This is a genomic window from Shouchella oshimensis (assembly GCF_002019765.1).
Taxonomy (GTDB): Bacteria; Bacillota; Bacilli; order Bacillales; family Bacillaceae_D; genus Shouchella; species Shouchella oshimensis.
This window is the reverse complement of record NZ_KV917380.1, coordinates 1,303,080-1,321,924: the sequence shown is the minus strand read 5'-3', so window position 1 is coordinate 1,321,924 and position 18,845 is coordinate 1,303,080. Positions and strand designations below refer to the sequence as shown.

Genomic DNA, 18,845 nt, shown 5'->3' with positions numbered 1-18,845 from the left:
TTTCAATCTAGTCAATTAGATGTACTTCCATGATGGAGATCTTCCATTTTCTATCTCTATTCATGTGTTTATGTTCATCTGACTACTATGAACGTTTTTAAGACACGTTACCGTTTATGACCGATCTTTTATTGCTGTTAATGCTGCATCATAGTCTGGATGCTCACTCACTTCGTTCACATATTGCGCATAAATCACTTCGTCTTCTTCATTTACGACGAATACAGAGCGTGCTAGTAAACGCAACTCATCAATTAACACACCATACGCTTGGCCAAAATCAACCTCTTTATGGTCAGATAATGTTTTCACTTCATCAATTCCTTCTGCAGCACACCATCTTCTTTGAGCAAAAGGTAAATCGACACTAATTGTTAATACAACCGTATTATTTAAAGTTGCTGCTTCTTCATTGAAACGGCGGGTTTGCGCATCACACACACCTGTATCAATAGAAGGAATAACACTTATTAGCTTTACTTTTCCTTTAAAATCAGCTAGAGTCACTTCCGTTAAATCATTTGCTAGCACACGGAAGTCAGGTGCCTTATCACCAACTTGTACTTGTTTACCTACTAATGTAACTGGCTTTTGCTTAAACGTTACTTGCGTCATATGTAATCCACTCCTTTATCTTCTTATCATACCGTCTCTTCCTTGATTAATGCAAAAATGACGCACCTCACTAGTAAGTAAAAAAGCATAAAGACAGAGGTCTTTACACTTTTATTGGTTATACAATTGGATCTTCATAAGGGTCATCATCGTGTGAAACGTGATGGTTGTCATGGTGGACATGTCCGTCGTGCTTCATAAGATGTTGAATTTTTTCAAACGCTTGAGGCGCTAAGTCTAATAAGCGTTCGTATAAGTGAGTTGAACTGTCAAGGTGTACCATATTAACGCCTTTGTGATTCACTACAAGAAAAGCGATAGGCGTAATAGACACGCCACCTCCACTCCCTCCGCCAAAAGGATGCCCTTGTTCAGCATAAGTTTGCGAATGCTCTGTGTAAAACTCACTTCCTCCAGCAGCAAAGCCAAAACCCACTTTAGACACAGGCATAATAACACTGCCATCAGGTGTTTCAACTGGATCACCGACAATAGTGTTGACGTCTGCCATCGCTTTAATGTTTTCCATAGCAGTTTTCATTAAACCTTGAATAGGATGTTCCATTTCATGTATGCTCCTTTATGAATGAAAATAACGTTCACCACTTGAAGCTGGTTTAAAACGCTTTTCAATTTTTTTGTAACTGATTACTAACAACAGCAATGTAGTTATAGCGTGCCACAATGTAAAGGTGACTATGCACGATACAAACATGCGATAGCCCTTTACTTGAAAATGTGGCGTTACTTCTAGTCTTTTTTCACCTTTCCAATTTACTTTCGCTTGGATCCATCCTATACAAAATGATTTTATCGTCCAGATTAGTCCAGCTAGCTGTGCAGTTATCGCAGCATCTCCTGTTCCGAACTCTGTTTTCCATGTCACATGTTTGCATGTAACTTTTGCTAAAAAACGATACACCCTTTGTTTTAGTTTCGGAAAATGAGCCGCAAATCGTTTTGCCGTTTTGACATAGTTTTTAAGACTTTCTATTCCCCACTTTTTGTTTTTTTTCTTATCCTTAAAGAGCGATTCTTCTTTTTCTTCGGCTGTGACCGTTTGGGTTAAAGTATTTACATGAATGACAGGCACCTCCAGTTTATATACTTTCAAGCCTAAAAAAGATACGGACAGGGTTAGCAAGTCATCTTCCTGATGATGAGCATAGCGGATATGTATTTTAATTGGTATGAATAACATAATTAGTAAAATGACAAGTAGAATGATTAATGGTAGTACAATCCATACAAGCATAAAAATACCTCCTTCTCTTTACTATGCTCAACTAAATAAAAAAAAACCAGCTAATCATTTAGCTGGTTTCATCAATATGGACAACATACGTTTCAGCAAATAAGTCATGTATGCCTTGTTTTTTTGGTGTACATGCGACAACAAGGTAAGCAAGCCCATTAAGATTTCCTAACAGAGGGGCATGTTGTAAAAAACGTCCTACCCCTTCTCGGAAAAACAATTGACTCCATGTTAAATTTGCACCATTCGTTGAGATGACGCGAATGCCAAAAATCATCTTTCCTAACGTTTGTTGAAAATAGCGGGTCATTAAAGCAAAGTAAAGAAAGAAAACAATAGCATAAAGAACACTCGGTAGTAAGAAGACCGTGGCAAAAAATCCCCACCGTGAATCTCCGTCTGCAATGAGCGGAACCCATGTACTAACGAGCACACCATTTAAGCCTGCAACAATTAATAAATCAACTATAAATGCCCAAAATCGCATCCAAAATCCAGCATAACGATAGGTTTGGGGATGTGCCTCTTCTACATTGATCTCGGTGGCATCTGCTGTTCTAAGGTGTCGTTTTAATCGTACTGATCCTGTTGTATACTCCATTTGTTCACACCTCATTCATGATTGTACATGTAGTATGGCTTTGGTTGATTAAAATCAATTTTGATCGGGCTATCGTTCCCAAATAATTGCTGCAACGTTAATCCAAATAAGTTTCCGAAATTCAAAAATTCATCGTTTGATACGACTTGATAATTACTTCCTAACTCTTCACGCATAGCGGAAATCGCATCTTCTAACGAGCCTAAGTCATCGACTAGTCCTTCTTCTAACGCCTGTCGTCCCGTATAAATACGGCCGTCACCAAGTTCACGTACACGGTCTTCTTCCATATCGCGACCTTGGGCAATGACATCTACAAATTCATCATAGTACTCATCGACAATCGCTTGAATGATTTCATCTTCCTCTTCAAGTGGCTCTCTCGTTGGAGATAGAATATCTTTATAAGGACCACTTTTGTATACTTGCTCTTCTATTCCAATGTTGTCAAGAAGTTCAGCTACATTATAGGAACTCATAATAACCCCTATGGAGCCTGTTAGTGTTTGTGGGGTTGCAAATATTCGATCGGTTGGTGCAGCTATATAATAGCCTCCTGAAGCAGCCATACCGCCCATAGCAACATACACAGGCTTATCTGTTAATTCTTTCGTTTCGACAATGGCACGGTGAATTTCTGCAGATTCTAATATACCACCACCAGGTGTGTCTACTGACAAAATAATCCCTTGTACATTACGATCTGTCATTGCCGTATCAAGCTCTGTTAAAAAAGCAGCGTGGTCATAACCACCTGTGTCAAATAAACCAGGCTCTCCTGTATCAATAATTGGACCAGTCACATCAAGTAACGCGATCTGTCCACTAGGATCACCATCACTTATAATCGTTTGGTCAGACCCTCCAAGAACTGGTGCTGAATATGTATTAAATGCCACTGAAATGGTCGTAATCAGTGTAAACAATAGCACAAAGGCGCTAATTCCTAATGCAATCCATCTTCTTGCTTTCATTCTGATACTCCTCCTTTTTCATAAACCGTATACCCATTTACAATCGTTTCCAAAACCCTCGCTTGGCTAAATGCCTCTTCTCCACCTCTAAATAGGTCTCGATCAAGTATCGTAAGATCTGCGTCATAACCGATCTTAACTTTTCCTCGTGTAGCTTCTTTTTCAATGGCATAGGCGCTTCCTGTCGTAAATAACGCTACTGCTTCATAGGGGGTTAATGCTTCCTTAACATTATAAGTACCTTGGTCGTTTTTACGAAAAATTGCTGCATGCATCCCTTTCAAAGGCTCGATTGGTTCTATCGGTGCGTCAGACCCCCCTGCACAATGAATGCCAGTCTCTAGCAGCGTTTTCCATGCAAAAGAAAACGACATTCTCTCTTCCCCAAGCCGTTCTTCTACCCAAGGAAAATCAGACACAACAAAATGTGGCTGCACGTCGATGACGATTGGCAATTTTGCCATACGTTGCACTAAATCCTCTCTCGCTACTTGAACATGAATAAGTCGATCACGCTGATTTACTGTTTCATTTTGTTCAATGGCTGTTAACGCTAACTCCAATGCTTGATCGCCAATAACGTGAATCGCTACCGCTAACTGTCGTTTCCTTGCTTGGTAAACCAAATCGTAAAGAGCAGTCTGATTATGAATTAACAATCCAGATGTACTCGGATCATCTTCATAAGGTTCACTTAAAGCGGCTGTTCTGCCACCAAGAGCACCATCTGCAAAAATCTTTAACGCACCAAACTCTACATAGGGGCTTAATGCTTGTTGTTGTGTATAAGGTGATGCGTCATATGCAGAAAGTTCTTCATGATGAATGAGTAAATGAGCACGGAACGGCTTTTTTTCATTCACAACTTCTTGGTAGATGTCTACTGTTTCAGCAAGACCGTTGTAATAATGAAGATCTTCACTATGACCTCCTGTTAGCCCTTTTGCATGGCAATCATTAATAGCCGTCTGAAGCGCATTTTTTACCGACGCTTTTGACAGAGGGGGCATGACAGCTTGGACGTACTGTATAGCGGCATCATGCAAAATGCCATTAGGGTTTCCATGTTCATCGCGTTCAATTTTCCCACCTTTCGGGTCAGGTGTAAATCGATCAATTCCGGCTAAATCAAGAACGTTTTGATTGACAATTGCTGCATGACGACAAATACGCATAACAAATATAGGCTGGTTTATGCTAATCTTGTTTAAATCAGTCACTGTTAATAACGCATGATCTGGATCATTGTGCTCGTTCCAACCTAACGCTTCGATCCATTCCCCATCCTGCACAGATTGTGCTTCCAATTTCGCTAACGCGTCTTTCTTAGTAGACTGTGATAAATCCAATCGCAGTAGCTTTTGTCCGTGAGCAATTAAATGAAGATGACTATCTACGAAACCAGGATAAATAAAAGCGCCATTTAGATTTCTCGCTCTCGAAGCTTGCCTAGACCATTTTTCCAATAAGCGCTTCGAGGAACCACAATCGACAATTTTTCCTTCTTCTATGTAAAGTGCCTCTACTTGCTCCCCTTCTAATTCCATCGTATAAATGACTGCGTTATAAAGAAGTGTTCCCATGCTCCCCCTCCTTTTTGTATTAAGTATAGCATTAGACATCAAATGAGAACATGAAAAAGGAGCAGGGAAACCCTGCTCCTAGCCATGAATATGAAATTATTTTTGATATCCACCCATTTGTTGTTCAGCTTGAGCTACTAGACGTTTAGTGATTTCACCACCTACAGATCCGTTAGCACGAGCAGTTGTATCAGGACCAAGGTTTACTCCGAATTCGCTAGCGATTTCGTATTTCATTTGGTCAAGAGCTTGTTGTACACCAGGTACTACTAAGTTGTTTGAGTTTGAGTTTGCCATGTTGTTTCACCTCCTTCGGTACTTCTAGAATGTGCGAAAGAGGAAATAACATACATAGAAAATCACTGGAAATTTTTTAAAATAACGATTCAACGGAAGAACTGCCTTCAAAAGCGTTGATATGAACTGTCTCAACCCTATTTAAGGCGTCTTCACATTTTTTTTCAATCTCCACATATTGCTCAAATTTTAAGGCGCCTTCTCGTTTTGGCTTCGTCTTGGAGTCTGTTGGTAAGAAAATGGTACAACAATCCTCGTATGGCAAGATGGATGTTTCATATGTCCCAATTCGTTTTGCATAGGCAATCGTTGTTTCCTTATCAATCGCGATTAACGGTCGAATAACAGGCAACGTCGTAACTTCATTAATCGTATTCATACTCTGCAACGTTTGCGAAGCCACTTGTCCAAGACTTTCTCCATTCGAAATCGCTAAAATACCGTTGTTCTTAGCAAATGCATCTGCAATTCGTAACATCATTCTGCGCATAATCGTCATCTCATAATTAGAGGGAACCTCTTTATGAATATGGGTTTGAATCTCTGTAAATGGAACAAGGTGCACCTTAATGCTTGTCCCGTATTTTGTTAGTTCCTTTGTTAAATCAAGAACCTTTTGTTTAGCTCGTTCGTTCGTATATGGTGGGCTATGAAAGTGAAGCATTTCGATCTGGGCGCCACGTCCCATTAACATATGGGCCGCAACAGGCGAATCAATTCCTCCAGACAACATGTGCAACACTTTTCCACTTGCTCCGACTGGAAGCCCCTTCGCTGCTTCTATTGCACCTCCTGTTATATACGTGCCTGCATCACGCACATCAATGGATAGCTCAAGTTCAGGATGATGAACATCTACTTTTATGGATCCATCCAAAGAACGTAAGATGTGTCCTCCGATTAAGTGGTTAAGTTGTTGAGATTGAACCGGAAATCCTTTATTCGCCCGTCTAGCTGAGACTTTAAACGTTTTAACATTCGGATGAAGTTTTTCAATAAAAAAAAGAGCACCTTCTTTTATTGCATCTACGTCATTCTCCACCTGCATGGCTAAACTAAAAGAATAAATACCGAAAACGTTTTTTAATGCTTCTTGAATGGGTGTTTCGTCCGCACCGTGTAAGTGAACAATGATTCTCCCTTGAATTCGTTTTGCCGTTACACCTGGAAACGGCTTTAATACTTTACGTATATTAGCAAGGAGAAGCTTTTCAAAATGACTCCGATTTTTTCCTTTTAATGCCAGTTCACCGTAACGTACTACAATGTGATCGATATTCATTATGTTACCTCCTGAAGTTTTGGAACGAGTCGTTTTAGTGCCTCTATACAAGTGGTGACCTCTTTTTCCGTTGTTAAAAAAGACATACTAATTCGTATTGCCGTTTCTGCACGCTCACGATCATGTCCTGCACCTAGTAAAATCCGGCTTGGCGCACCTGTTTTGGTTGAACATGCTGATTGAGTTGAAACGTATATTTTTTCTTGAGACAGAGATTGTACCAGTACTTCTGCTTTAATCTTTGATATAGAGATATTACAAATGTGTGGCGCACTAGTGTCGATAGCTGAATTGATGAACACCCCTGGTAGTTGCTCCAGTTCGTGTACCAATCGATTTCGCAGTGACAAAAGACGTCCTTGCTCTTTCTCCGCAACCGTTGCTCCCATTTCGAGGGCTTTTGCAAAACATGCAATTCCTGCTACATGTTCTGAACCTGGCCGAAGGGATTGTTCTTGACCACCGCCATGTAGGAGAGACTTGACTAGAGATGGGTTTTTCACATACAACAACCCTGTTCCATTTGTTCCATGAATTTTATGAGAAGATAACGTCATTAAATCTATTTTTGCTAGCGAACCAATCGATACTTTTAACAAGCTTTGCACAGCATCAACATGGAACTGTATTCTCGGATAAGCTGATAGCATCTCCCCTAGTTCCTGAATGGGCTGGATCGTTCCTAATTCTCCTTGCACATGACCGATGCTAACAAGCACTGTGTTTTTCTTGATAGCTCCTTTCACTTGCTCCACCGTTATTCTCCCAAAAGCATCGCCTTGAAGATAGGTCACTTCATGACCGACCTCTTCTAAATGTCGAATTGTTTCGTACACAGAAGCGTGCTCAACGGTGGTCGTAATAATATGTGCAGCCTTTTCTTTTGTCACAATGCCTTTTATGGCGAAGACATTTGCTTCTGTACCGCCACTTGTAAAGATTAGCTGTTCTTTTTGACAAGACAGAAACTGGGCTATTTTCTTTCTTGCGTGGTTCAATATCTGCTCCGCTTGCATTCCTAATGAATGTAGGGATGAGGGGTTTCCAAAATACTGCGAAGAAATCGTTGTATATAATGTTAAGACCTCTGGATAAGGTTTTGTTGTTGCACTATTGTCAAGATAAATCATGTAACGAACTCCTTTAACCTATAAACACTGTACAATCACAGCTAATCTTAGCATAGATACGTTGTTTGTGCAGACAAAAAAAGAGGCTGGGACATAACTACAAGTAGTATTTGAAAAGACGAATAGTCTAAAATATGCTGAGTCGCACCGCTACAGGAGAATCCTTCGCTTTCCCGGGACACGGCCTAGGCCTCCTCCGTGGAAAAGCGCCACTCCAGAGTCTTCGGATTCTCCTTCCGCTAATGTTCATATAAAACAAACGACGAACGTTCCTATTTTCAGGAATGTTCGTCATTTTGGTCTGTCTATCTACTTTTGTCCCAGCCTCTTTAAGCTGAAAGATGTTTTGTCACTTTATTAAGTAAATCTGGCTCGTAGCGTTGAACAGCTTCTTGAACAATGGCGAGGGCTTTTTCGTAATCATATTCTAGAAAAGCTTGCTCCGCTTCATCAAGCTCTTTTCGAACAGCATCATCCTGCCCACGATAACGATTACTATATTGAATGGCAAGCTCTGCCATTTGTGCGGTTTCGACCATTTCTTTAATCGCAGCACTGTTTCCTTCAACAACTCTTACGGCATCTTGAACGAGGGCTTCTACCTCTGTCATTTCGAGAGGAAAGGATTCAAGTCCTTCAATTGCTCTATTGATATTTCCTTCTGCTTCATCTAAAGCTTCTAAATAGGTAACCGGAACCCCTGGTAAATTACTTTTATAAAGCAGTCGCTTTGATTCAAGCACTAGCTCGCGCAATTGACTAACTGTCTCTTGTGCTTGTATTTCGTCTTTTCGCAGTCTTTTTAAACGGTCAATGCTTTCTTCAATTCCACTAGAAAGCTCTTCCATTTGCTTTCGCCATTCTTCAGTCATTTCAAAAATAGAAGAAAACGATTGTTTACGATTTTCGAATACATCCATAATAAGCGTGAGCTGGCTCTGTACATTTCGCAAGTTTTTTTGCAACGTTTGTTGGAGCTGAATTTCCTCCGCTGCAATCATATAGCTTTTTTCCACTTGCGTTGTTTCATCAATAAGCTGTTTCATATTTTGATAGGCTTTTTCCACTTGAGCTTTTAAAGCAGGAACTTGCGCTAACAGTTTGCTTTTATAATTTGCTTCCTTTTCAAGAGTTTCGTACATCTCATCAATTTCTGTTTGAAGTGATTCAAGTGCTGATGCCGCTTCATCCACATTTAATTCTTTTAATGCTATGTACGCCTGATCAATCTCTTCTTTTTGCATGGAGATTTTTGATCCAAAAGAGAATGTTTCAAGATGATAACCGTCTTCTTCCATTTCTTTAATGCCTAACTGTAAGTTTGATAGTTCACCAGGAAGTGTAGAGCGGACTTGCATAAGAAGGTGAGGGATGCGCTCCATCTTCTCATTTAAAATATAGAGAGAATCTTTAATTTGCAAAAGCTGCTTTCTTGCTTGCAGATAACTTCCATTTTGTGTAGACTCTTCAAAAGCAAGTAACGCTTGTTTAGCATGACTCATCTCTTCATCGAGGGCTTTAATGGATTCCCCAAACGAGCCTCGTTTCTTTAACAATTCAGCAGAGAGCGTTTGGTATAGCTCCTTTATTACAGCGATTTCACTGCGATTCTTTTCTTCTGCAGAAACGAGCTTATCAATGTCTTCTACCATTAAATCGAGCTGCTGTTCAACAGAAAGAAGTCGATTTTCAACCCATTTCAGCTGATCTTTCGCCTTCGTAATTCTGTATTTACCAGCTAATTCTTCAACTTCAATAAGTTGCTCTTCAACGCTAGGTAAAATAGACTCGAGAATTTCGTCCCAATCTTTTCGCCAGCTTTCAAATTTCTGTTCAGTTTCTCCAGACATTTTCAGCTTTTTCACTTTTGAAATTTCCTCTGAAATATTCCGATTAAGTATTTGATTTTTTCGATTATCTAATTCATCGACTGATTTATGTATTGTTCGCCTAATTAACATTCCAGCAACTGTACCAATTACAACCACAATTAATAAGACGACAACGATACCAACAATAATATCCACTGGAGACTCCCTTCCGACAAGCTCTTTCATCCTCTGCTAAATTTCTAGTTTATCCGTTTTCTAATACGTATTATAATATCATGAAAGCGACAGTTTGTGTGTAGATTCAACAGATCACTTCAAGACAATTTTCGCATTACCTAAAACCGATTCAATTGTTATTCACAGACTAAGGAGGTTTTTAATAGAAATGGTAGATGGTCACGTCCACACACCTTATTGTCCGCATGGATCGGCAGACACAATGGCCTCTTATTGTGAAGAAGCCATCAAACAAGGGATTACTCAGCTTTCATTTACAGAGCACGCCCCTCTTCCCGAGGGTTTTAAAGACCCTACCCCAGCTCAAGACAGTGCGATGCGTTGGGACGATGTTCCTGCTTATTTTGCCACAATAAAACAGTTAAAAAGCGACTACGCCAAATCGTTACGCATACTCGCTGGTTTGGAAGTTGATTATATTGTCGGTTTTGAAAAAGAAACGACTGCTATGCTAAATGAGCTTGGACCGTGTTTAGAAGACAGTATTTTATCAGTACACTTCTTACAAACAACCAACGGTTATCATTGCTTAGACTACAGCGCCGATGGCTTCTGGTCCCTTGCAGAAAAAATTGGAGGTGTGGACGCTTTATATCGTCTTTATTATCAAACTGTGCAATTGTCCATCGATGCTTCACTAGGCTCTTTTAAGCCAAAACGGATTGGGCATATGACACTTTGTAGAAAATATCAACTACGCTACCCAGCCAGTCAGTCTTTTACAACAGAGTGGATGCGCATATTAAAAGAAGTTCGAGCGCAAAATCTAGAATTGGATTATAACGGTGCAGGCGTCACAAAGCCTGACTGTCAAGAAACGTATCCACCTCTTTTTATGGCGAAGAAGGCTAGAGAGATGGGCATTCCGCTTATTTACGGATCAGATGCCCACACTGTATCCGGTTTAAAAAGCGGATATGATGCTTTGCTTCCTAACTTCTAACTAAATGAAGTCGTTTAACATCCTTTGTTTCTAATAACGATCGCATCCACTGCTCGGCATGTGTCACGTATCGTCTCATAAACAGATGGTCATCTGGCGCAACTAAAAACAGTTCTTTTAAATATTGCGGAGATGAAAAAGGTAGTGTTAACATATTTCGTAAATGAAGAACAGTTAAATCAATTGGTACTCGTTTCATTTGCTTTGCACTAAGATGAACCTGAATAACTTGCTCTAGAAGAAATTGCTCTTTTCTCAAATACGTACTCATCACTTCACGTACGAGTGTAGAGTCCATTGTCATTTCACGATGCGCCATCCGTGCAAGTAAATGGCACGATTGTTGATACGTAAAGACTCGTTTAAATAATTGGGATAATACTTGATGTAAGTCGCCATCTGATGTGCGCATAGCTTCTTCTATAGAATGAATGTAGCCTTCGAAAAATTCAATGAGTAGCGTTTCAAATAAGACGTGTTTCCCACCAAAGTAATAAGAAATTAAAGCAGAATTAACCGAAGCTTCCTTGGCAATATCTCGGACAGATGTACCATGATAACCATTCGTATAAAAGAGCCGCGTTGCAGCAAGCTTAATAGAATCTTTTGTTTGATCACTCATTTGGATCCCCTCCGATAAGAGTCGATTGCGCACGATCTTTTCACTTACTTCTGTATTCGACTTGCTCTTACAAGCTCCTGTTAAAGAATCCAATTCTAGACCAAATATTTTTAGACAAATACCGAGATAAAAAGGCGATTATTGTATCATAAAAGGAGAATCTGTCATGTTTTCAACAAGCTCATATTCAAATGATAAACAAGAAGCATATGAATTGCTTCTAAAACAAGCAAAAGCGCTACTAGAGGATGAACCAAGCACGATAGCAAATTATGCGAATGCAAGTGCTTTGCTTGGTCAATTTTTAACGGATATTAACTGGGTTGGCTTTTACGTATTAAATAAAAACGAACTTGTTTTAGGTCCTTTTCAAGGATTACCTGCTTGTACGCGCATAGCTATTGGAAAAGGGGTTTGTGGTACGGCGGTCTCTGAGAATAAAACGATGAGGGTTGCAGATGTTCACACCTTCCCTGGTCATATTGCCTGTGATGCAGCTTCAAATTCGGAACTAGTTGTTCCAGTGCGGTATGATGGAAAGGTCATTGCTGTGTTGGATATCGATAGTCCACTAAAAAATCGCTTTACGGAGGAAGATCAGCACTATTTAGAGCAATTCGTTGCAACAATAGAGCCCTATTTAAAAGCAAACCTTGACTTTTAAGCAAATGTTAAGTATGATTATTCGGTGTGAAAGACAGCCGAGACAAGCTGTTGTTTGTTTTATTCCATTCCTCGCGGCTGCAAGGTATGAGGTGCACTGTGTAACTTCTAGCTGTCGAAGCGAAGGTGCATGAAAATGGAATAACTTACATTCAGAGATTGTCAGACAGGTTGTTATTTTGCAAATCAAAATAACAAGGAGGAGACTACTTATGTCTCGTTATACAGGTCCATCTTGGAAATTATCTCGTCGTCTTGGTGTTTCACTAAGCGGCACTGGAAAAGAACTTGCGAAGCGTCCTTACGCTCCAGGTCAACACGGTCCAAACCAACGTAAAAAACTTTCTGAATATGCGCTTCAGCTTCAAGAAAAGCAGAAGCTTCGTCATATGTACGGCGTTAATGAGCGTCAATTCGTTCGTATCTTTAATGATGCTGGCAAAATGTCTGGTATCCACGGCGAAAACTTCATGATTCTTCTTGAGTCTCGTTTAGACAATCTTGTTTACCGTTTAGGTCTTGCTCGCACACGTCGTGCAGCTCGTCAACTTGTTAACCACGGTCACGTAATGGTAGATGGCTCTCGTGTAGATATCCCATCTTACCGCGTAAAGCCTGGTCAAGCGATCTCTCTTCGTGAGCGTTCTCGCAACCTTACTGCAGTGAAAGAGTCTTTAGAAGTAAATGACTTCACTCCAGCATATGTATCATTTGACGAAGAAAAGCTTGAAGGAACGTACACGCGTCTTCCTGAGCGTTCTGAACTTCCTGCTGAAATCACAGAAGCACTTATCGTTGAGTGGTATTCTCGTTAATAAGCACGTAAAAAACGTCTGCCTGATAAAGGTAGACGTTTTTTTTTGCTTGCATCGCCGCAAGTCCTTATACTAAACGTAATTTCGCGAATTTCCGCTTTCCAACTTGCACAATCATATCGTTTTCCACTGTTACGATCGTCTTTATATCATCTTGCTTTTCTTCATTAATCTTGACGCCGCCACCTTGAATCATGCGTCGGGCTTCCCCTTTTGAGTTTTGAAGTTTCAACTCAACAAGTAAATCAATGATGGATACGTCCGTATCTCCAGTCCAATCTACAACAGGTAGATCCGTTGGTAACGTTCGTTTTTGAAAGACTGTCTCAAAATATTGTTGCGCTTCTTTTGCTGCTTCTTCACCATGGTACATTTCAACTAACTTACGACCGAGGCGCATTTTCGCATCACGAGGATGAACAGAACCATCTTTTAACCCTGCTTCAATGGCTTCTACTTCTTCCATCGGTACATCTGTTGCAAGCTTAAAGTATTTCGCCATTAACTCATCTGGAATGGACATAGATTTACCAAAAATTTCATTTGGGGCTTCATCAATACCAATATAGTTATTTAATGACTTAGACATTTTACGAACACCGTCTAACCCTTCAATTAGAGGAAGTGTCATCATGACTTGCTTTTCTTTACCGTACGCATCTTGTAACTGTCTGCCCATCAAGAGATTAAACGTCTGATCTGTACCACCCACTTCAATATCTGTATCCATTGCCACAGAATCATATCCTTGCATAAGTGGGTAGAAAAATTCATGAACAGAAATCGCTTGACCAGACTTATAACGTTTATTAAAGTCTTCTCGCTCTAACATACGGGCAACTGTCATTTGGCCAGCTAAATTTAATACATCTTCAAACTTCAATTCTGATAACCAGTGGGAATTATACAGAATTTCGGTTTTATTCATATCTAAAATTTTGCCGTATTGCTCTACATAGGTTTGTGCGTTTTGTTTTACTTGCTCGTCTGTTAACACTTTACGTGTTTCTGATTTTCCAGTTGGATCTCCAATCTTTCCTGTGAAATCACCAATGAGCAATTGAATATGATGACCATATTCCTGAAACTGACGGAGCTTTTGAAGCACAACGGTATGACCAATATGCACGTCAGGCGCAGATGGATCCATTCCTAATTTGATGTTAAGGGGCTTACCTGTGCGCACACTTTTTTCAATTTTTTTGCGAAAGGCTTCTTCTGGCACAATTTCTACAACCCCACGCATTAGCGTTTCAACTTGCTCATTTACTCGATTTATTTGTTCAGCAGTTAACTGATTTTCTTCTGACATCTCTCTTCCTCCTCTATTTTTGAACACAAAAAAAGCTCCTCCCAAAAAGGGACGAACATTCGTCGCGGTACCACCCTTGTTGAAGGCAGAATAAGCCTTCCACTCTAACGATAACGGTTTTCCCGTCTTTGTGCTAAACACAAAGAAAGCTCCCAGCTGTAATTCTGCTTATGACGCGTGCTAGCTTTCACCGTCCGCTAACTCTCTACTGTCTACAACATCATAGGCATACTTCGACTTTTCAACGCTTGTATACTAAGTATAAACTTAGTTTTATCATACCTCGTTTTTAAAGTCAACAGAACGTGTATGCCCGTATTCTCATTTATGGTATACTCACCTTTATAGGGGGGAAACAATGAAATCTTTTCTATTACATGTAAGAAAATCCTTTGAGCAAGTGAATCAAAAGCTTGCCGACATTCATTTTTTTCGTAAGGTAGGCATCACCTACCAAGTACTTTGGAATTTACTACTTGTTGCACTTATTGTCGGGTTTTTACTCGTTCTTTTAGCTGGTGGGACAGCTGCCGGTTATTTTGCATCTCTTGTCCATGATGAGCAGTCTTACTCAGAAGAAGAATTACGTACCCATGTAGGGTCTTTAACAGAAACGAGTGAAATCTATTTAGCTAATGACGTCTATTTAGGAAAAATACGAAGTGATGTTGAGCGAGACATTGTGACACTAGATGACATAGCAGATGAAGTAAAATGGGCAATTGTTGCAACGGAAGATGAACATTTTTACGAGCACGAAGGCATTGTTCCAAAAGCTCTGCTTCGCGCAACGATGCAAGAAATCGCCAATTCATCTGTTCAAACAGGTGGAAGTACACTTACCCAGCAATTAATTAAACAACAAGTCCTTTCTAACGAGGTGTCGTTTGATCGGAAAGCAACTGAAATTATGCTTGCCATGCGCCTAGAACATTTCATGTCAAAAGACGAAATCTTAGAAGCTTACTTAAATGTGGTTCCATTTGGACGAAATGCTTCAGGTCGAAATGTAGAAGGCATACAAGCGGCTTCAATGGGCATTTTTGGCGTAGCTTCGTCTGAGTTAAATTTAGCTCAATCAGCCTATTTGGCTGGGATGCCACAAAGCCCATTCGGCTACACACCGTTTACGGGTGATGCGGACTTGAAAGATGAAGATGGCTTACGTCCAGGATTTAATCGCTTTCGTACAGTTCTTAATCGTATGTATGAGAGTGGGTACATTGACCAAGAGCAGCGTGATGAAGCCCTTGACTACGACCTTGCCGCTGATTTTATCGAGTATGCTCCAGATCCAATGGCCAGACACCCCAGACTAACATCTGAAATTCTCCAGCGTGCAACAGAAGTATTGCTTACAATAGAGAAAGAGTCTTTTGAAGGTTGGGATCAGCTTAGTGCTAGCGCACAAAGTTTAGAGGAAGAGGAAATGCGCGGGATTGTGCAAAATCGAATTGAAAACGGCGGATACAAAATTACTACAACCATTGATGAAGAATTATATAGCGTAATGAATGATGCTGCTAGCCATTCTGATTATTATTTCGGTCCGAATAATGGCAATGGGGACTCAGAAGAAGTCGGTGCCGTTTTAATTGATAACCGTACAGGAGCGATACTTAGTTTCGTTGGTGGAAGGGAAGAAAATTTAGATAATCAGTTAAATTATACGACTCGTTTACGTTCACCTGGTTCAACGATTAAGCCAATCCTACCTTTTGCCGGTGCTTTGGAAGCAGGCGTGACCCAGCCAGGGCTTGTCATTCCAGATACACCGACTAATCGTAGAGTAGATGGAGAACCAATTGACAACTGGGACCTTAGTCATGATGGGAATATTACGCTACGTGAATCTTTAAAGCGTTCCCGCAACGTACCTGCTGTTAAAGCATGGTGGCACGTACCAGAGGAATTAAAACAGCAGTTAATTGAATCATCAGGTGTTACCAGCATGTCAACTGTTGAATCAGCGGCAATTGGCGGTGGAGGCGCAACGGTAGAACAAATTGTCTCTGCATACTCTGCCTTTGCGAACGATGGAAAACGGCCTGAAGCATACATGATTGAGAAAATTGAAACATACAATGGGGAAATTGTGTACGAACACGAAAAGAAAGAATTCAACTACATTAGCCCACAATCAAATTACTTACTCGTCGATATGATGCGGGATGTTGTTAATACTAGTGGCGGAACAGCTAGTCGAGTTCCAGGTTTACTAAATTTTAGCGCCGACTGGGCAGGTAAAACAGGTACATCTAATGAGAATATTGATTCATGGTTTGTTGCGTCAAACCCCTATGTCTCCCTTGGAGTTTGGAACGGGTATACAGGCAGCAAACAATCACCATTGTTAGAGCGCTACAACGGAATGGGTACTGGTGAGCGTACGCAAAATATATGGGCCAACATTGCCAATGCAGCGTATAGTGTGAAACCAAGCCTGATGACGGCTGAAGGAACGAGATTTCAGCGACCAAGTGGGCTAACCGAGCGCCGAGTATGCGGATTAACAGGCGGTTCTTCAAACGCCATTTGTGACGAAGAAGATTTAGTTACAACGGATCTTTATAATAACAATCTATTGTCTCGAATCGATGGCTTGTCACCTTTCCAAAGTGAATTAAAAAGCACGGTTCAAAAGCAACTGGATGAATTACGCAAACAAGAAAGAGACGAACGTCGTGAAGATAATGATGATGAAGACGACGATAGCTCTTCTGATGACGAAGAAGAAGACGAAGAGAACGATCGTTCTGATGAAGAGGAAGACGATGAAAATGAAGACTCTGATGATGAAGACACAGATGAGGTAACAACAGACGAAGACGACGATTCAAACTCTGATGATGAAGAATAAACAAGTAAGCAAAAACCATCCAACTAGTTGGATGGTTTTTTGATTAATCTTCCATTGTCGATAGATCACCAGTTGGTAAATCAAGTTCCCATGCTTTTAAAACACGACGCATAATTTTACCACTGCGCGTCTTAGGTAAAGAAGAACGGAACTCCATTTCCCTCGGTGCCGCATGGGCGGCTAGACCATTTTTCACAAACTGACGAATCTCTTCTTTTAAATCATCAGTTACTTCATAACCATCACGCAATGCGATGAATGCTTTAATGATCTCACCACGGACAGGGTCTGGTTTACCAATTACTCCCGCTTCAGCAACTGCTGGATGTTCCACAAGTTTGCTTTCAACTTCAAATGGACCAACACGTTCACCTGCTGTCATAATGACATCGTCAATTCTTCCTTGGAACCAGAAATAACCATCTTCATCCATATAAGCGGAATCTCCAGAAATGTACCAACCTGCTACTTCAAAATAACTCTTAAACTTTGGTTCGTTATTCCAAATTGAGCGCATCATGGATGGCCAGCCGGCTTTAATGGCTAAATTCCCCATTCGGTTTGGAGGTAGTTCATTTCCTCGATCATCAACAATGGCCGCATAAACACCTGGAATAGGTTTCCCCATTGAACCTGGACGAATTTCCATTGCTGGATAGTTGCAAATCATTTGAGCGCCTGTTTCTGTCATCCACCATGTATCGTGGATACGAAGATCGAAGACATTTTTCCCCCAACGGACAACCTCTGGATTGAGAGGCTCGCCAACACTTAGTACATGGCGTAATGAAGAAAGATCGTATTTCTTCACAAGTTCATCCCCTGCACTCATAAGCATTCTAAATGCAGTAGGTGCACTATACCAAACGGTTACATGATAACGTTGAATCGTCTCATACCAATCATCAGGAGAAAAACGTCCGCCGCGAACGACATTCGTGACTCCAGCAAGCCAAGGACCAAAAATTCCGTAGGATGTACCTGTTACCCAACCTGGGTCCGCTGTACACCAATAAATATCATCATCCTTTAAGTCAAGAACGATCTTAGCTGTATGATAATGTTGAACCATTGCTTCATGAACATGTAAAACACCTTTTGGTTTTCCTGTTGAACCAGATGTGTAATGAAGAATAAGTCCGTCTTCTTTATCCACCCATTCTACTTCTAATTCATCAGAAGCTTCGTCTAACCGTTTATTGAATTGAAGAAACGCGCCGTTATCTTCATAATTTTTATCCTCAACAAGAACCGTTTCAAGCTGCGGTAAATCGTTAAACGGCACACGCTCTAGTAATGTAGGCGTTGTTACAAGTACTTTAGCGCCACTGTCTTCAAGGCGATCCTTAACAGCTCCCTCCATAAACGCTTCAAATAGTGGTCCTACAATCGCACCTAATTTGACTGCACCAAGAAGCGCAAAATAAAGCTCAGGAGATCTTGGCATAAAGATAAATACACGGTCTCCTTTTTCTACACCCGCTTCTTTCAATACATTTGCAGCTTTATTAGAATAGGCTTTTAACTCTTTAAATGTATAGCGTTCATCTCGACGTGCGTCACTATAGTAAAGCGCGATTTGATCCGCTTTCCCGTTTTCAACGTGGCGATCAATGGCTTCATAGGCTATATTCATTTTTCCTGTTTCATTCCAAGAGAATGCTTGTTTTACTTGATCCCAATTAAATTGTTCTTTTGCTTCTTCGTAATTTTTTAAGTTATATTGTCCAGTAACAACAGGAAGCGCTTTCATAATAGCTTCACACCTCTCCTTCTCTAATTGAGTTTATTATATACAAGAAACGTCTCGATTTCAATTGATTC

General features: G+C 40.5%; 17 protein-coding genes and 1 other annotated feature. Of the genes, 4 read left to right on the top strand and 13 right to left on the bottom strand.

The window, feature by feature from the left end:
* Positions 1-114: 114 nt before the first annotated feature.
* The 10 genes from tpx to ezrA form a co-directional block, all read right to left on the bottom strand.
* Positions 115-615 (bottom strand): thiol peroxidase, encoded by a 501-nt coding sequence (gene tpx, locus BK583_RS06560; RefSeq protein WP_055736219.1) that lies wholly within the window; start codon positions 613-615, stop codon positions 115-117.
* A 118-nt stretch (positions 616-733) separates the two neighbouring features.
* Positions 734-1,180: a GerW family sporulation protein gene (ytfJ, locus tag BK583_RS06555; RefSeq protein WP_078440075.1), complete on the bottom strand. Its 447-nt coding sequence runs from the start codon at positions 1,178-1,180 to the stop codon at positions 734-736.
* A gap of 15 nt (positions 1,181-1,195) precedes the next feature.
* On the bottom strand, positions 1,196-1,870 hold the full coding sequence (locus BK583_RS06550) for a DUF2953 domain-containing protein (RefSeq protein WP_038481955.1): 675 nt from the start codon (positions 1,868-1,870) through the stop codon (positions 1,196-1,198).
* 58 nt (positions 1,871-1,928) lie between these two features.
* Positions 1,929-2,471, bottom strand: a complete 543-nt coding sequence (locus tag BK583_RS06545; RefSeq protein ID WP_055736217.1) for an RDD family protein — start codon at positions 2,469-2,471, stop codon at positions 1,929-1,931.
* An 11-nt stretch (positions 2,472-2,482) separates the two neighbouring features.
* Positions 2,483-3,445 (bottom strand): signal peptide peptidase SppA, encoded by a 963-nt coding sequence (gene sppA / locus BK583_RS06540; RefSeq protein WP_051667579.1) that lies wholly within the window; start codon positions 3,443-3,445, stop codon positions 2,483-2,485.
* Complete coding sequence (locus tag BK583_RS06535; RefSeq protein ID WP_055736216.1) at positions 3,442-5,028, bottom strand: amidohydrolase; 1,587 nt, start codon at positions 5,026-5,028, stop codon at positions 3,442-3,444. The genes sppA and BK583_RS06535 overlap by 4 nt, the downstream gene beginning before the upstream one ends.
* 96 nt (positions 5,029-5,124) lie before the next feature.
* A complete protein-coding gene (locus BK583_RS06530) occupies positions 5,125-5,325 on the bottom strand; it encodes an alpha/beta-type small acid-soluble spore protein (RefSeq protein ID WP_038481964.1) in 201 nt (66 codons plus the stop codon).
* Positions 5,326-5,401: 76 nt separating this feature from the next.
* The gene (thiI, locus tag BK583_RS06525) at positions 5,402-6,607 is read right to left on the bottom strand and encodes a tRNA uracil 4-sulfurtransferase ThiI (protein ID WP_055736215.1); all 1,206 of its coding nucleotides are present in this window, start codon (positions 6,605-6,607) and stop codon (positions 5,402-5,404) included.
* Entirely contained in the window at positions 6,607-7,737 is a 1,131-nt protein-coding gene (locus tag BK583_RS06520; protein ID WP_055736214.1) for a cysteine desulfurase family protein, read from the bottom strand. Before BK583_RS06520 ends, thiI begins: the two co-directional genes overlap by 1 nt.
* 329 nt (positions 7,738-8,066) lie before the next feature.
* The gene (gene ezrA, locus BK583_RS06515; protein WP_055736213.1) at positions 8,067-9,764 is read right to left on the bottom strand and encodes a septation ring formation regulator EzrA; all 1,698 of its coding nucleotides are present in this window, start codon (positions 9,762-9,764) and stop codon (positions 8,067-8,069) included.
* A gap of 190 nt (positions 9,765-9,954) precedes the next feature.
* On the opposite strand from ezrA, the gene hisJ reads away from it, so the two are divergent.
* A complete protein-coding gene (hisJ, locus tag BK583_RS06510) occupies positions 9,955-10,749 on the top strand; it encodes a histidinol-phosphatase HisJ (RefSeq protein ID WP_055736212.1) in 795 nt (264 codons plus the stop codon).
* Here hisJ and refZ read toward each other — a convergent pair.
* The gene (gene refZ / locus BK583_RS06505) at positions 10,739-11,371 is read right to left on the bottom strand and encodes a forespore capture DNA-binding protein RefZ (protein ID WP_038481976.1); all 633 of its coding nucleotides are present in this window, start codon (positions 11,369-11,371) and stop codon (positions 10,739-10,741) included. The genes hisJ and refZ overlap by 11 nt on opposite strands.
* A 166-nt stretch (positions 11,372-11,537) precedes the next feature.
* On the opposite strand from refZ, the gene BK583_RS06500 reads away from it, so the two are divergent.
* Both BK583_RS06500 and rpsD read left to right on the top strand, forming a co-directional pair.
* Positions 11,538-12,035 (top strand): GAF domain-containing protein, encoded by a 498-nt coding sequence (locus BK583_RS06500; protein WP_038481979.1) that lies wholly within the window; start codon positions 11,538-11,540, stop codon positions 12,033-12,035.
* 211 nt (positions 12,036-12,246) lie between these two features.
* The gene (rpsD, locus tag BK583_RS06495) at positions 12,247-12,849 is read left to right on the top strand and encodes a 30S ribosomal protein S4 (protein ID WP_035393914.1); all 603 of its coding nucleotides are present in this window, start codon (positions 12,247-12,249) and stop codon (positions 12,847-12,849) included.
* A 67-nt stretch (positions 12,850-12,916) separates the two neighbouring features.
* Here the strand turns inward: rpsD and tyrS are convergent, their stop codons facing one another.
* A complete protein-coding gene (gene tyrS, locus BK583_RS06490) occupies positions 12,917-14,161 on the bottom strand; it encodes a tyrosine--tRNA ligase (protein ID WP_055736211.1) in 1,245 nt (414 codons plus the stop codon).
* A 44-nt stretch (positions 14,162-14,205) separates the two neighbouring features.
* Positions 14,206-14,415: a binding site (T-box leader), on the bottom strand.
* A 104-nt stretch (positions 14,416-14,519) separates the two neighbouring features.
* Here tyrS and BK583_RS06485 point away from each other — a divergent pair.
* Positions 14,520-17,021 (top strand): transglycosylase domain-containing protein, encoded by a 2,502-nt coding sequence (locus BK583_RS06485; protein ID WP_180316894.1) that lies wholly within the window; start codon positions 14,520-14,522, stop codon positions 17,019-17,021.
* Positions 17,022-17,064: 43 nt separating this feature from the next.
* Here the strand turns inward: BK583_RS06485 and acsA are convergent, their stop codons facing one another.
* Positions 17,065-18,774, bottom strand: a complete 1,710-nt coding sequence (acsA, locus tag BK583_RS06480; protein ID WP_038481987.1) for an acetate--CoA ligase — start codon at positions 18,772-18,774, stop codon at positions 17,065-17,067.
* Positions 18,775-18,845: the final 71 nt, after the last annotated feature.

Coding starts and splice junctions, on each gene's coding strand:
- refZ (WP_038481976.1), bottom strand. CDS start 11,371: ATGAGTGATCAAACAAAAGATTCTATTAAGCTTGCTGCAACGCGGCTC.
- sppA (WP_051667579.1), bottom strand. CDS start 3,445: ATGAAAGCAAGAAGATGGATTGCATTAGGAATTAGCGCCTTTGTGCTA.
- BK583_RS06500 (WP_038481979.1), top strand. CDS start 11,538: ATGTTTTCAACAAGCTCATATTCAAATGATAAACAAGAAGCATATGAA.
- BK583_RS06520 (WP_055736214.1), bottom strand. CDS start 7,737: ATGATTTATCTTGACAATAGTGCAACAACAAAACCTTATCCAGAGGTC.
- thiI (WP_055736215.1), bottom strand. CDS start 6,607: ATGAATATCGATCACATTGTAGTACGTTACGGTGAACTGGCATTAAAA.
- BK583_RS06550 (WP_038481955.1), bottom strand. CDS start 1,870: ATGCTTGTATGGATTGTACTACCATTAATCATTCTACTTGTCATTTTA.
- acsA (WP_038481987.1), bottom strand. CDS start 18,774: ATGAAAGCGCTTCCTGTTGTTACTGGACAATATAACTTAAAAAATTAC.
- BK583_RS06545 (WP_055736217.1), bottom strand. CDS start 2,471: ATGGAGTATACAACAGGATCAGTACGATTAAAACGACACCTTAGAACA.
- BK583_RS06530 (WP_038481964.1), bottom strand. CDS start 5,325: ATGGCAAACTCAAACTCAAACAACTTAGTAGTACCTGGTGTACAACAA.
- hisJ (WP_055736212.1), top strand. CDS start 9,955: ATGGTAGATGGTCACGTCCACACACCTTATTGTCCGCATGGATCGGCA.
- rpsD (WP_035393914.1), top strand. CDS start 12,247: ATGTCTCGTTATACAGGTCCATCTTGGAAATTATCTCGTCGTCTTGGT.
- BK583_RS06535 (WP_055736216.1), bottom strand. CDS start 5,028: ATGGGAACACTTCTTTATAACGCAGTCATTTATACGATGGAATTAGAA.
- ytfJ (WP_078440075.1), bottom strand. CDS start 1,180: ATGGAACATCCTATTCAAGGTTTAATGAAAACTGCTATGGAAAACATT.
- tyrS (WP_055736211.1), bottom strand. CDS start 14,161: ATGTCAGAAGAAAATCAGTTAACTGCTGAACAAATAAATCGAGTAAAT.
- BK583_RS06485 (WP_180316894.1), top strand. CDS start 14,520: ATGAAATCTTTTCTATTACATGTAAGAAAATCCTTTGAGCAAGTGAAT.
- tpx (WP_055736219.1), bottom strand. CDS start 615: ATGACGCAAGTAACGTTTAAGCAAAAGCCAGTTACATTAGTAGGTAAA.